Below are 14489 nucleotides of genomic sequence, written 5' to 3' on the forward strand. Positions count from 1 at the left end.
AGGATAAAGCACATTGCCGAACGAAGCAGAGGTAGGATGCAGATCCATCGCTTCGACTTGTCTATCTTATACGAAAGGTGAACGTATACTAGCACATTCAGGTAATAATAATCCGATCCTTGCTCGCCAGTAAACGTAGCTCACGCAGGAGCTGATCGCGGCTAAAGGATAATACATCCAGATGCACACCATAGTGGAAGCGTCCCGCTTCTTCCCGATGCCATTGCAGCTTGCCTTCCATTTGAAGTGGCTGTTCATGCAAAAGCATGCTGATGCTTACATGGACTTCATTATCTCTGGCTGGAATTTCTACGGGGAGTGAGATGCGACAACCGGAACGACTGAGATCCAGTAACATCGCCTCGATAGGCTTGGATGTGACATGCTGATTATTCATTTTGAGAATAAATAGCTCAAAGGCTACAGGCTGCTTTAACACATATCGAAATGGTGATTTTCTGCGATTGTGTAACATATAGACCCCTCCAATCCGTGTGAGAATCGTAATGCACTGATATGTTCATTGTGTTTATATTTTGTTATGTATGTAACTTACTATCGACATTTCAGCTAAAGATTTGAAGTGTTGCTATGTAAATATGCATAAATTTCAATAATTACAGAGGTTACAACACTATATTTACAAAATGACAAAACGGAGTGAATATGCACAAATCCTGCATATCACTCCGCAATTTATCGTTATACTTATCTTCATATTTCATCCATCCTAATCCATTGCGACTCTATCCCTTGTATATTCTATTGGGTCCGAAGGGTATCTACAATCCAGACCCAGGCTCAAGCTCATACTCAGACGGAGTCGCGGCTAGTCTTATTGCGTGGCATGGCTTTTTCAGCAGCTTGCTGTAATAACGAATCGTAAAAGGATAGTAGCTGCTGACTTGGCCCATCCCAGCCTAATTGAAGCGCAGACTGTCTAGCCGCTGTGCCAAGCTTATGCCGAAGGGACTCATCGACCAGCTCTAGCATAAGCTCACGAAAGGATTCGGGTACTTTCGGATCATACAGCATTCCTGTTACTCGATGCTGCACCTGTTCCAGTGTAGGGCCACTTTGAGCGGCTACGATCGGCAAGCCTGCTGCCATAGCTTCTAGCAGTACAAGCCCTAACGTTTCTGTTGTCGATGGGAAAATAAAAATATCGCTGGACGCATACGCCTCGGATAACTCGTCACCATGCAAAAATCCAGTAAATATCGTAGCTGTCCCAGCAAAATATCGCTCTAACGCTGCGCGATGAGGCCCATCGCCCACAATCGCAAGCCGAAAGCGATCTGAGTGCTCCAGCACATCACGAATCCGCTCGATTTGCTTTTCAGCAGCGAGTCGGCCCACATAGAGTAACAACACCTTGTCTGGCTCGCCATCGCTTAATCGTTCACGCATCGACTCACTCTGGAAAGCAGGATCAAAGCGCTCGGTATCTACGCCGCGTTGCCATAGCTTTATCCGATGAAATTGCTGGCTGTGCAGCTCCTGCATGACGGTATCCGAGGTACACAGATTCAGCTGTGCCTGATTATGCAGTAAACGTAAATACCACCACAGCACTGGCTTCATCCAGCCGACGCGATAATGATCCGCATAATGGGGAATATGCGTATGATAGGAAGCGACCAGAGGCCATTTTTTCCCAAACAAAATACCGGCAGCACCAAGTACAGCCGGGTTCACAACGTGTACCAGATCAGGCTCAAACTGACGGAGCAATCTGGCGATGCGGGGAAGGGGAAGAGCGAGTTTTTTCGAACGATAGAGGAAGAAGCGATAGGCCGGAATGCCTGCGATGGTAGCTCCTTCAAATTCGTGCAAGTCAGACTCAGGAGCGATAATCAGCACATCATGTCCCTGCTTGCGGAGCCAGCGAATCACAGCGGTCAGGCGTGTGACGATACCGTCTGTGGAAGGAAGAAAGGTTTCGGTAATCATAGCGATTTTCATGCACAAGCGCTCCTTTTACTGGGCCAGCGCCTCCTCGGTAATACGTTTAATATCGATGGTAGAGAAGGTGCCCTCGTGAACCATATCCGGCAAAATGTGCTCCAGAAAGTAGTCCACACAGTGCAGCCGAATATTTTTGATTTTGACGATGGCGTTGCGATACATCGCGATAAATTCCTTCTCCGTATTACCGCGCTGGAGCTCAGAAAATGCTTCGTAGACCTGATCCATTTTATCAGCGACTTCAAGAATTAAGCCTTCGGTCGAATCGTCCTTGCCCTCGTGTAGCTGATGACGGAAGATCTGCTTGAATTCCTCGGGTATATTTTCTTCAATAAAGTGCTCGATCATGCCCTCTTCCACCTTTTGCAGAAGGGAGCGCAGTTCGAGAGAAGAATGCTTAACCGGAGTTTTAATATCACCGATAAAAATTTCGCCATAGTCATGGCTGCTTGTGATCTCATATAGCTTTTTCCAATCGATGGATACGCCGTGCATTTCCTCAATATCAGCAAGTGTTTTAGCGTACTGAACGACTTTCCATGAATGGGCAGAGACGCTATGCTCCTCGAACTTGAATTTGCCCGGGCAGCGAATGATCCGTTCCAGATCGTCGAGTGAACGGAAGTAGGTATGAATTCCCATAAGACTAACCATCCTTTGATTACAGTGAGTTGTATGAAATAATAACAATATCTGCTTACATGAAGTGGAGAAGATATCATGTCCAGCATAGTGCTTCATTGTTAACGATACATTAAACAGGCGTCAATTCTTGTGTAAACACACGAAAGCGCTATTTTAGAAGGAGGAATATGATGATCGAGAGCTGGGTGAAGGTGGAAGCATTGCTGGACTCTCTTGAACGTAATAGTATGGCACATACCATTTGCGTCTGGGCGCTGCCGCGACTGGAAGCACTACTGTTGGAGCTAGACGACATGATCGAGAGTCAGGATTCGAGGGAGGGAAAGGAAGAGAAGATTTCTGATCAGGTGCTAGATGAGCATCCCCAACAATCATTAAATATGACTCTGAACAGGCAGGCGATTGAGCAGGTTCGGAAGTTGATTCAGCGACTGGTTATTATGGTTGATGCTACAGAGAAGACAGTGATCCGTTCATTACAAGGGCAATTGCATGAAGATACACGGCAGCTCAGAAAATGGATAGAGCAGCATTGTACGTATACGATCGATCAGCTCCAGCCCTGGCTGATACAAGAGCAGATTGAGGATTTTTACGTGTTGCGTCAGACAGAATGGGGTCGGCTGGTGATCGCAGGTAGCCGAGATTATAGCTATTATCACAATGTAGAGCTGATCTTTCATGAGGTACAGTTCCTAATGTTACCTACTCAGGTGTTTACAGTGGAACGGATACGACTGGCGACAGCAGAAGAGCGAGCAGATCTGAATCGATCAATGCATGGACATGAGCAGATGGGACGTGTATTTTGTTTGGAATCATCATTTGAAGGAACTCGCTATTATGTCGTTGCTCGTCAACTGGAGTACAATACAGATACCGTATATTACTACAACCGTCCAGAGCTTGGACAGGGTGAGCGTATTGCTGAATATTTACTCGATCCGAATAAGCCTGACATGTAGCTTGTAGCATGAAAGGATAAAGTATAGTAGCAGGAGGATACACATGGATAAAAAAGCACAACAAATTCTAATCAAGACATTCTGGCAAAGCAGTGGCTGGAAATCAGGGCCGAAGGTGTTTGCTGGGCCTGATTTTGAATATGCGCGTAGTCAGGGTGTGATGTTTGATCCGATTACGATTACATATGATGAGTTGTTAAGTGAGCTACGCACGCTACATGAGGAGATCACATGGGAACAGGTGAGCGAGGCATTTTTACATAGCTTATCTACCCGAAAGGTACATCTACGAAGTGCATTGTCCAGCTGGGTATTGACGCGCCGACTGTTGGCGCATACCGATGGGAGCGAGCGCTGGTCGTTGCCGCTAGCAGCGCAGCATATACCAGAGGTTGAGTGGATGCATCCGCAGCAGCAATATACTACAGAGGATTTGAATGTATTGAATTTTGAACGGATCAAGTGGGGTGGCGTAAGGCTGACCTGGCTGCTGTATTGCTGGCTTGATCTGAAGCTTTTTCATCTGGAACAGCCTGTGCGCTGCACCGAGGAAGATGTGAATATGCTCCAGCATATGCTGATGGAAGCTACATGCTGCGCGCCTGCGGATAGTGCTCGGAAGCTGGAGAAGCGCTGGAAGGATATTTTTCCATCCAATAAAAATGAGCGTGATGTGGTCATGGAAATTCTCGGCTATATTGGTGTGCTAGCAACAACGGATGCGCCGCGCATCGGGCGAGGGCATGATAGTGATATGGTGTCGATGGCTACGTGGCAGGGACAGGACGGCTATAATATTGATGCAGTGTCCGCATATTTTGGCAGATGGGGGATAGGAAAATGAATGGAGAATTTCATCAGATGCTACTGGTAACGGCGCTTGGGAATGGTTATTTGATCAGTGGCACTGAGCCGTCCAGTAAGGAGCTGGAGCAGACGAGTACACTGGAAGTGAGCTTTACCGAGGGTGGAGATCAGCCGCACTATAGCTGGCGAGAGTGGATTGAGCAGCGCCGTGCAAATGGCGATCAGCGGTTAATGATGGTTAGCGCGGCGATGGAAGGCTCCGAATGGCAGACAAGCGGCTTTTCGGGAGGCGGTGCACCGAGCGCGATTGCCACACTCGGTACCGATCGTCCATTATTGTGGCGCCCTGAATGGAAGGTGGAGCGTCACCGCTCACAGTCACGTTGGCGTGTTGTGTATACGGGCTATGAATATACGCCAGCGATGCAGGCAGGGCATGAATTTATTTCGATGAGTGATATGTTTGTACGGCTCGGCAAGGCGCTCTGGCAGATTGGACAGCTAGCCGAAGAGATTGGGGAAGGCTTTTGGAAGCAGAATTTTTTCGATCCGGCGATTGAAATGCTGGATGATCGTACGCCATCTCGTAAATTTGCGTTTGAGCTGCCGCCTGTATATACGGATGATTCCTGGCGTCTGCTGAATGCTATTTATAAAAGCTGGGTATTCGGCGGCATGGGATCATGGAATGATGTACCTCCTGCTTCTGCACATGACTATGGTAAAGGTGCGGAGTATGATCGTTGCTCTGGTGAATTGTATGCGGCTTTGCTGCAAGGGGCGAGAACAGCGGTAAATTCGGTTATTTTTTGATCGAATAGATCTGGCGGTAGTGCTACGCGAGCGAACAATCACAGATGATAGCCAATAAGGAGAACGGATATGAACTGGGCATCGATATTTGAACGTGTATTTACAACGAATGAGGGTGCAACAGAGGAGCAATTGCGTCAATGGGCTGGGGATTGGAATAGGGCACTTAGCGAAGAGGAGATTAAGCTGGTTCATGATCAGCAACGGAATCCGTTCCCGCCAACCTCTTCCTTGTATGAACAGTATCAACCGCTAGATGCAACACACTGGAGCTTTCCGCAAAAGCCGTTGCCTGACAGCTACCTTGATCTGTTGCGCTGGTCTACTCGTGGAGAATATCAGACGGGGGAGCGGTCATTTCAATTTTTCAGTATAGATGAGCTACGCGAAATGAATTTGGTGTATGAATTTCCACATTATATGCCAGGAGCGCTATCATTCGCTATGGATGGTGGCGGCTATCATTATGTATTTGATATGCGTCAGGCTCCTGTGAATGGGGAGTATCCCATTTTACTCGCAGATTCGGGTAATCTGAATTACGAGGATGCCCTGCATGCGGCGGATTCGTTGGTGGAGCTGTGCAGTCATGGTGAGGAATTGGTATAGTTCATTCGCTCCTATTTATCCCCTTTGGTATACTGGTAGGATGAATATCCAGACTTATCCAGCAGGATTCTATGCTATAGATATCGAATCGACATAATCATAGTCCATATAGTCAAACGCGATGCTTCTTTCCCGTATTAGCCAATGCTCATTACATTAACGATAAAGGGGTTAGACTTATGCATTCATTATCCGCAGATCAACTGATTGACCATGAACATCATGCCTGGGATGAATTGATGCAGCTGTTCACAGGCGGCATACATACATATGTGATTTTACCTGTTGATCGAGAAGAGAGTAGACAGACGCTGGAGCGACTACAGATGAGTACTCGTTCCTATCTGGGCGCGATCGCCTACGAAACGGGTGGTGTACTCGTCGATCATGGCTGGATCAAGCTGCTCGGCTCGGGAGCGCCGGGAATTTACGGTAGCTTGCGTTCGTGGAATGGATTGCATGATCAGCCTGTATTGACGGAAGTGCCGGGTATGCTGACTGTTGCATATGATGCGGCGGGTGGCTTTTTTGCACTGGATACAGGGCGGTTTGGTCAGACGGGGCATATTTATTATTTTGCACCAGATACACTGGAATGGGAGTCGACTGAGCTTGCGTATTCTGGCTTTATCAACTGGCTGGCTGTAGGGGATTTGCAGCAGTTTTATGAGACATTTCGCTGGGAAGGCTGGCAGCAGGAGTCGGCTCAGCTGGGTGCTGAGCGTGTATTCTCGTATTATCCGCCGTTATGGACAAAGGAAGGTAGCGGTATAGCAAGCTATAAATCGCCAGTGCCTGTACGTGAGGCTTGGAGCTTCGTATTGGAGCAATTTGAAGATACACAGACCCATGCGGATGAGCCAGCCGATACGCCCGTTCATGCAGAGCAAGCGCAGCAAAGTCTGGAACAGCATATCGATCGGATTGAGAAGCATTATGGTATTTGCTTTCCACTGGATTATTTGAATCAGCTTCAAGATGCGGTGAAGCGGGAATATCAGTATGCAGATGCAGAGGGGCATGTCGATTGGAGTATTCATTTTGCGAAGCTGGATGATCGTTTTATTGCGAACAATGAGGCGCTCGTCGATGAGATGAATCCGAATCCACAGCGTATCATTCCATTTGCTTGGAGTGTGAGCAGTGGGAATTATTATTTACTAGATTATCGTCAGCATCCCGAGCAGCCTGCTGTACTGCTGATGGAGCATGAGGAAGCGATCGTGCGCGAGGATGCAGAAGCCGAAGCAGAATATCCAGAGCAGGTTCAGGAAATGCTAGAGGGTAATGTACGTCAGATTGCGAACAGCTTTGAGGAGTTTGCGGCGAATCTGAAGGAGCAGGAGCAAACGATGCTACTGGATGATGAAGAGGGATAGAGACAGTAAAAGCACGAAAAGCACGAATCAGCTTGAGCACGTTCAGTAAGCTGGATATAAAAAAGAAGCCCGCGAAGAATCTTTCGCGGGCTTTTCAGCGCATCGATACAGCCATAGCTATATATCGCGCTGAATGGTACTACTGAGGATGAAGAAACAGATACAGCTTATGCATAATCACACCTTTAACCAGCAGACATTGTAGACGGATGCCTGCTGGAATCATATGTCCATGACAGACTGAATAATAGGGTGTGGGTTTGCCATCGTAAGCAGGCTATTCATTCATAACATCATGAATATACCTTAATAGAATAGGATACGTAGAGGGCATGAGTGGCTTTCATCACTACTCACATATACTCTCGTTTGTTAGCTCAGATGCACCGAAATAGTCCTTTCCATGCAATCCATGCTCTAATCCACAGTGATGTATTACTCGTTTGGCGAAACGAGAATTTTCACCTGATTTTTCTCCTTCAGCAGTGCTTCAAAGCCCTGCTCTACAATGCTGCTCAGTCCGATACGCTTCGTAACGAGCTTCTCAGGAGCAAAGTAGCCCTGACTCATCAGGCTAATAACAGCTGGGAATACATCGCGATAACCGATAATACCGGTAATATTGCGCTCCTGCATAACAATGCGGTTCGGATGAATCGGTGCTTCTTTTTCAAAAATGCTGACGATCATAATCTGTCCACTCAGCTTTGTTGATTCGATCGCCTGTGTCAGTACAACCGGTACACCGGTTACCTCAAATGCTACATCGGCTCCACCATCTGTCAAACGATGAATTTCCTTCACTACGTCCACCTCAGCTGGATTCAAGCCAATCGCACCAAGCGATTCTGCTGTGCTGCGGCGTTCTTCAGACAGCTCAACTGCATAAATATCTGATGCGCCCGAAGCCTTGAGTGCTTCAATTACAAGCAAGCCGATTGGGCCTGCGCCGAACACAACTGCACGATCGCCAACTTTGAACTGGCTTTGACGTACAGCATACAGTGCTACCGCGGAAGGCTCCACAAGTGCGCCCTGTTCAAACGATACGCTATCTGGAATCTGGTGAACCATATGCTCGTCGGCAGTTACATATTCAGAGAAGCCACCGCCACCGCCGGCAAGTCCGAGAAAGCCCATTTTTTCGCACAGATTGTATTTGCCCTGCTTACAGGCTGTACACTGACCGCACGCAAAAATAGGCTCCACTACAACGCGATCGCCAGTCTTGAAACGAGTAACGCCCTCGCCAACTTCAACGACCTGTCCGGAAAATTCATGACCCATCACGACAGGAGCTTCTTCACCAGTGAGTGGATGCTTACCGCCCTGCGGAATGAAAATTGGGCCTGCTGCGTACTCGTGTAGATCACTACCACAAATACCACACCATTGCACCTTGATCTTTACTTTTCCTTTTTGTACATTCGGTTCTTCAATCTGTTCTACACGTAAATCCTTTACACCATGCCATCGTAATGCTTGCATCGAAGTCATCTCCCTATACGGCTATAAATTGAGTTTGCATCTATGGCTGGAGCAGGTTCAGCTACGGCACAGTGGATACGCTCCTCCTTATCTCATAACAAAAAAACAGTATGCTCGATAAAGCAGAAGGCTCGACTGCGGCGACTGAAGATGCTTGAACCAGCGGAATAATAAAACAAAACAGGAAACGTTTCCGAAATAAATCATGTCATATTTTTGCGTGGATGTCAAACGGATATCCGGTGTAAAAGAAACACTTCATATCCTTCGTGTATTTTACTTCATACTTATAAAATTGAAGCTGATATAACGGTAGGAGATGGATCGAAGATAGGTTGTATAAGGGCAGTATAGGATATTCGGCAGAAGCTAATGATATCTGGTCACTTACCTGATCGTTATTGCTAATCATCTTGCCATGGAGCGAATCGAATCGAATCGTCAATCGCTAATCACCTAGCAAAAGTAACCAATCAGCAGAAGATCCCCCTCTTCTGGTGCAATTAAATTTCCACCGCCAGCATCACCCTAACTCAACCAATTCTCCATTACCGAACATCTATTCTATGCTATAATGTAAGCAAAGTATGAAAATTTCAACTTGATTCGGAAACATTTCCGGTGTGAAGGAGAATCATCCAGAATGGCAGACAAGAAGAAGGTAACGATCGAGGATGTAGCGCGTGAAGCCGGTGTAGGTATTGCAACGGTTTCGCGTGCCTTGAACAATAGCGATGGGATCAGCGCGAAAACAAAAGCGCGTATTTTAGAAATTGTCGAGCAAATGGGCTTTATCCCAAACACGTCCGCTCAAAGCTTGAAAATTCGTCAAACGCGCCAGATCGCACTCGCAGTACCGGATATCCGCAATGCGATTATTCCCGATATTGCCTGGTCCGTTGAACAGGCAGCGAAGCAGCATGGCTATCGTGTTGTGCAGATCAATATGCTCGGTAATGCACGTCTGGAGCTGGAGACACTACGTGAGGTGAAAAAGCTACATGTGGATGGCTTGGTCATGATGCCACTTGCTTATCCGAAGTCTCTGGAGCATTTGATCAATCAATCCAGTCTGCCAATCTCGGTCATTAACTACAGTAAAAAGCTCAGCCCAGACCTAAAAGCCGACATTGTCGGTATGGCAAGACCGGAGGGTAGACTCGTTATGGAGCATTTGCTACAGATTGGTCGTACACGCATTGCCTATGCTGGAGCGCCAAAGGATAAGATTGAAGAACGTTATCTTGCCTATGAGCAGGCATTGCCGCATGTGGATACCTCACTCGTTTATTTTGGTGAGGACTTTAACTTTGAAACGGGCAGACAGGCAGCCGATTATTTTTATAATCTCAAGCATATGCCGGATGCGATCTATGCCGTTAATGATATGGTGGCGATCGGGATCGTGAATCGATTCAAGGAGCTAGGTGTACAGGTGCCCGATGATGTCGCTGTAGTGGGGATCGATAATAACCTCTGGACGACGATTACAACACCGCAGATTAGCTCGGTATCGATTATGGGTGCGGAGGTAGGACGACTTGCAACAGAACTGCTACTCAAACGTATCCAGTCCACAGACCCGTTACCTTATGAGCGTGTCGAATTCGAGCCGCGCTTAATTGTGCGTGAGTCGAGTCTGGCGGCGCATCGCTATACACATACGGAACATGAATCCTAAATAAACATATCACATGTAAATGCACCGATTTACACTATTCAATATAACGTACTTGCAAGTGCAGCTATGAAAAGGCTGTGCTTGTTTTTTATTTGATGCAGATTATGATTACGTGTATAGAATAAGATAAAGACCTGCACAGCATCCTATTTGTAGACAGTCTGTATTATCCTCTTTAAAGCCGACTCCTATATTGAAATAGAAGCTAGAAAAATAGTTCTTTACCGATCGTTCTATAAATGATATGATGATCGCGAAATCAAATCTGTACAGCTACATCGATTATAGAATGATCGTTCTAAAAAAGGAGAGATAACAATGAAATACACCGTAATTACAGGAGCTAGCTCAGGGATTGGTTATGAAAGTGCACTGGCATTTGCCGCAAAAGGAAAGAATCTGATTCTGGTTGCCAGACGTTTAGAGAAGCTGGAGCAACTTCAGCATCAGATTATGCAATCTCATCCGCAGCTGGATGTGAAAGCTGTACAGAGTGATCTTTCGTCGACGGAGCAGGTGTACGCATTATATAATGAGCTGAAGGCGTATGAGATTGAGACGTGGATTAATAATGCTGGACTTGGCGAAACTGCATTGGTAACAGAACATCGTCTGGATACGATTGAGACGATGCTACGCGTTAACATTGAAGCCCTGACGATTCTATCCACACTCTATGTAAAAGATTATGCTAATGTAGAAGGCACACAGCTAATTAATGTCTCCTCCGCGCTCGGTTATATTATCGCCATAGGTTCGGTTGCCTATTCGACATCCAAATATTATGTGAGTGCCTTTACAGAAGGATTAGCGAAGGAGCTTCAGCTGAGCGGTGCCAAGCTTCAGGCTAAAGTGCTGGCTCCAGCAATTACAGACACAGAATTTGCTCAAAAATCGATGCACCATCCAGGTGATGATTATCATTTCAGTTCACCCAAGCATCATACAGCTCAGGAAATGGCAGCATTTATGGTGCAGCTTTATGATAGCAATGAGGTCGTTGGCATTGTGGATCTGGAGTATCAATTTAATCTTAGAGCTCCCATTTATCCTACAATCGGTTAACCTGAAGCAAAGCCTGCTGTCTGCAATGCACAGATAGGGGGAGAAGAATGGCTAGACCAAAAGAATTTGAAATTAATGAGGTGTTGGATCGAGCCTTGCTTCTATTCTGGGAGCAAGGCTATGAGAAAACATCCATGCAGGAGTTAGTCGATACAATGGGCATTCATCGCAAAAGTATATATGATACTTTTGGGGATAAGCATGCCTTATTCATTCAGGCGCTCCAGCTGTATATTAAGCGTCAAAGCGAGCATTTGAAGAAGCCTGCTCTAGCGGAGCAATCGGTGAAAGAAATCATTCGCCAGGCTTTAGAGGTGAATAGGAATAATGATGAGACACCGATCGGCTGTTTTATGGTCAATACTGGTGTAGAATTAGGTACGCTTGATCCGCTTAGTGCATCATTAGTGCAAGATGGTTATGGGAGGATTGAAGAATTTTTTCGCTACCTGATTGAATATGGGCAGAAGCGCGGTGAATTGAATGCGACACTGGATGCGACCATGCTATCCCATTATTTGATGAATGCCTGGCTAGGCATACGCACAATGGCGAAAACAAACTATGATCCGCAGCAAGTAGCTAATACGATCGCAATGACCCTGAGTGTACTGGATTCGTAGACTCAGGGATATACATATGCAGGGAGAGGCTTACGATGAGATTCGTTATTTTATTTGGGCCACAGGCCGTAGGCAAGATGACAATCGGACAACAGCTAGCCGCTCGTACAGGCATGAAGCTGTTCCACAATCATATGTCGATCGAGCTGGTAACGGCTTTGTTTGAATATGCTTCACCGTCCGGTCAGCGCCTGATTGAGCTCATTCGCCGTGAGGTATTTGAAGAGGCATCGCGGAGTGAGAATGGGCTGAGTGGACTGATTTTTACTTATGTATGGGCATTTGACCTGCCGAGTGAACGTGAATATATCGAGGGAATCAGTCGTCTATTTAGAGAGCGTGGAGCAGAGATATGCTGGGTCGAGCTGGAAGCAGATGTAGAGGAACGTCGGCGTCGTAATACGACAGAGAATCGCCTGCTTCACAAACCAAGCAAGCGCAATATCGAATGGTCAGACAATGAGCTCATGGAGAGTCACCAGAAGCATCGACTGAACTCTCTACCCGGTGAAATTACAGAGCCCTATTATATGCGGCTGAATACGACTCAGATCGAGCCAGATGAAGCAGCAGCACGAATTATTGCTCATTTTAAAATGGACAAGTAGAGGGAAGGCATACATAATTTGAGCAACAAGCAACAAGCAACAAGCAACAAGCAACAAGCAACAAGCAACAAGCAACAAGCAACAAGCAACAAGCAACAAGCAACAAGCAACAAGCAACAAGCAACAAGCAACAAGCAGTTCTTGCTGTTTGCTCGATCTATACACTACCCATATAAACGAGCACCGCACCAAATCCTCTCCAGCCGTTGCGCCTGCGCCCGGACTACTGGTATACTTTGGATACTCTATGAACTGGGGGGTTATGCCCGTGGCAACAGCCGTACTGGATTGCTCGTTAGCTAGAACCGCCTTACGCAGAGCCTAAACGGGGCGAGCTTTTGCGTAGGGCGCGGTCAAAATTGTAAAGCTTGATCGCCCTTCACACGTATATGTTGGACCTGTTGCGGCTTTGCACCTTATTGAATGATCCAATACAAATAAGGGGCTGAATGTCATGCAAACACCATCTATACTGCAACCATTTATTCATAATCATCAATTGAACAATATTCAAAAACAGGCTAATTTTCTACTGAAAACGATGCGTAGCGTAGCAGACCGCAAGGTACTCGCTACCGTGCGAGATACTGCCGTGAACAATGTGGTCGATGCTTTTGGAGCGTTGACGCCAGAGCAGTACGAGCTGTTAGAGCAGCTATCTAGCTTCGAAGCTGCTCATGAGCTACAGCAGTATGTCGATCAGCTGGATCGCTATGTTGTTCCTTTTCCAGCGGTATCGCCTCAGCACATTCAGAAGCTGTTTCCTAAGACCAAGAAGCTCAAGGTGCCGAATCTGGAAACGATCGATTGGCTGCATACGACCTATTTACGCTGGATCGATATTGCGACGAACCGACTGTATATCGTCTATCCGTATGAAGGCAAGCTGATCGGAATGGAAGGTCAGATTACACCGATGAACAAAAATGGCTTTTGCATGTTCTGTCATCGTAATCAGGAGCTGGGCTTTTTCAATGTTAAAATGAAAAAGGGGAGCTCGCCAGACAACTTTGCTTCTCTCGGTCAATATGTCTGCATGGATAATGAAGCGTGTAATCACAATATAACCAGTACATTTGCGTTAGAGCGATTTATTCAATCTGCTAGCAAATGATTAATGATCATCCGAATGGGACTGCTTACATGAGCAGTCCTTTTCTGGTGCCTGGGTATTTAACTGGATCAGGCAAACTATCAAGCAATATATATATATGAAATGGAGGGATACACCAATGCAACGCGTACTCATTATAGGCTGTTCTGGCTCTGGCAAATCAACCTTATCTACACAATTACAACCGATATTGAAGCTACCGCTCATTCATTTGGATCGATATTTTTGGAAGCCAAACTGGGAGGCGACACAGGATGAGGAATGGGATCAGCGTGTTGCCGAATTCGCGGCAGGGGAAGAATGGATTATCGATGGCAATTATTCCAGAACGCTTGATTTGCGACTGCGGCGAGCCGATCTGATCATATGGCTCGATATGCCCAGGCGAGTCTGTCTGTATCGCGTGATCAAGCGGTGGATTCAGTATTACGGTCGAACACGCCCGGATCTGAATGAAAGTTGTCCTGAAAAGATCGATTGGGCTTTTTTACGCTGGATCTGGAACTATCCTACACGGACACGTTCTCGTACAATAGGAAAATTACAAGAGCTTGAACCACATCAACAGGTCATTATCATTAAAAATCGTAAACAGCTGCATGCCTATATTGAGCAGCTGCGACAGCAACATACAGACACTCACACATAGAATAACTACTCCTATACACACTAGCTGCAAAGAAGCTCCACCACCCGTCTGCGTATCGTGTTTCTAATTGCCTGC

Annotated in this window: 15 protein-coding genes; 11 read left to right on the plus strand and 4 right to left on the minus strand. The window is 46.4% G+C overall.

The window, feature by feature from the left end; all coding sequences use genetic code 11:
- Positions 1–97: 97 nt before the first annotated feature.
- From SK066_RS06985 to SK066_RS06995, 3 genes are all read right to left on the minus strand, one after another.
- The gene (locus tag SK066_RS06985) at positions 98–475 is read right to left on the minus strand and encodes a PilZ domain-containing protein (RefSeq protein ID WP_320544140.1); all 378 of its coding nucleotides are present in this window, start codon (positions 473–475) and stop codon (positions 98–100) included.
- A 338-nt stretch (positions 476–813) separates the two neighbouring features.
- The gene (locus tag SK066_RS06990) at positions 814–1965 is read right to left on the minus strand and encodes a glycosyltransferase family 4 protein (RefSeq protein WP_320544141.1); all 1152 of its coding nucleotides are present in this window, start codon (positions 1963–1965) and stop codon (positions 814–816) included.
- 15 nt (positions 1966–1980) lie between these two features.
- Positions 1981–2610, minus strand: coding sequence for a YfbR-like 5'-deoxynucleotidase (locus tag SK066_RS06995; protein ID WP_188776246.1), 630 nt, complete (start codon positions 2608–2610; stop codon positions 1981–1983).
- 170 nt (positions 2611–2780) lie between these two features.
- Between SK066_RS06995 and SK066_RS07000 the strand changes: the two genes are divergently transcribed.
- From SK066_RS07000 to SK066_RS07020, 5 genes are all read left to right on the plus strand, one after another.
- Positions 2781–3578, plus strand: a complete 798-nt coding sequence (locus tag SK066_RS07000; protein WP_320544142.1) for a hypothetical protein — start codon at positions 2781–2783, stop codon at positions 3576–3578.
- A 43-nt stretch (positions 3579–3621) separates the two neighbouring features.
- Positions 3622–4422: a hypothetical protein gene (locus tag SK066_RS07005; protein WP_320544143.1), complete on the plus strand. Its 801-nt coding sequence runs from the start codon at positions 3622–3624 to the stop codon at positions 4420–4422.
- Positions 4419–5198, plus strand: coding sequence for a hypothetical protein (locus SK066_RS07010; RefSeq protein WP_320544144.1), 780 nt, complete (start codon positions 4419–4421; stop codon positions 5196–5198). The genes SK066_RS07005 and SK066_RS07010 overlap by 4 nt, the downstream gene beginning before the upstream one ends.
- 69 nt (positions 5199–5267) lie before the next feature.
- Entirely contained in the window at positions 5268–5807 is a 540-nt protein-coding gene (locus SK066_RS07015) for an SMI1/KNR4 family protein (RefSeq protein WP_320544145.1), read from the plus strand.
- Between the two features lie 179 nt (positions 5808–5986).
- Positions 5987–7186 (plus strand): DUF2625 family protein, encoded by a 1200-nt coding sequence (locus SK066_RS07020; protein WP_320544146.1) that lies wholly within the window; start codon positions 5987–5989, stop codon positions 7184–7186.
- Between the two features lie 435 nt (positions 7187–7621).
- On the opposite strand, the gene SK066_RS07025 is transcribed toward SK066_RS07020, so the two are convergent.
- Positions 7622–8674 (minus strand): 2,3-butanediol dehydrogenase, encoded by a 1053-nt coding sequence (locus tag SK066_RS07025; RefSeq protein ID WP_188776251.1) that lies wholly within the window; start codon positions 8672–8674, stop codon positions 7622–7624.
- A gap of 643 nt (positions 8675–9317) precedes the next feature.
- Here SK066_RS07025 and SK066_RS07030 point away from each other — a divergent pair.
- From SK066_RS07030 to SK066_RS07055, 6 genes are all read left to right on the plus strand, one after another.
- Positions 9318–10355 (plus strand): LacI family DNA-binding transcriptional regulator, encoded by a 1038-nt coding sequence (locus SK066_RS07030; protein ID WP_320544147.1) that lies wholly within the window; start codon positions 9318–9320, stop codon positions 10353–10355.
- A gap of 318 nt (positions 10356–10673) precedes the next feature.
- The gene (locus SK066_RS07035; RefSeq protein ID WP_320544148.1) at positions 10674–11420 is read left to right on the plus strand and encodes an SDR family NAD(P)-dependent oxidoreductase; all 747 of its coding nucleotides are present in this window, start codon (positions 10674–10676) and stop codon (positions 11418–11420) included.
- Between the two features lie 47 nt (positions 11421–11467).
- Positions 11468–12043, plus strand: a complete 576-nt coding sequence (locus SK066_RS07040; RefSeq protein ID WP_320544149.1) for a TetR/AcrR family transcriptional regulator — start codon at positions 11468–11470, stop codon at positions 12041–12043.
- A 35-nt stretch (positions 12044–12078) separates the two neighbouring features.
- Positions 12079–12651 (plus strand): P-loop nucleotide/nucleoside kinase family protein, encoded by a 573-nt coding sequence (locus SK066_RS07045; protein WP_320544150.1) that lies wholly within the window; start codon positions 12079–12081, stop codon positions 12649–12651.
- Between the two features lie 469 nt (positions 12652–13120).
- A complete protein-coding gene (locus tag SK066_RS07050) occupies positions 13121–13765 on the plus strand; it encodes a FusB/FusC family EF-G-binding protein (RefSeq protein WP_407673811.1) in 645 nt (214 codons plus the stop codon).
- A 118-nt stretch (positions 13766–13883) separates the two neighbouring features.
- Positions 13884–14414, plus strand: coding sequence for a DNA topology modulation protein (locus SK066_RS07055; protein WP_320544152.1), 531 nt, complete (start codon positions 13884–13886; stop codon positions 14412–14414).
- Positions 14415–14489: the final 75 nt, after the last annotated feature.

Origin of the sequence: Paenibacillus hunanensis (assembly GCF_034055775.1) — a bacterium.
GTDB lineage: Bacteria > Bacillota > Bacilli > Paenibacillales > Paenibacillaceae > Saccharibacillus > Saccharibacillus hunanensis.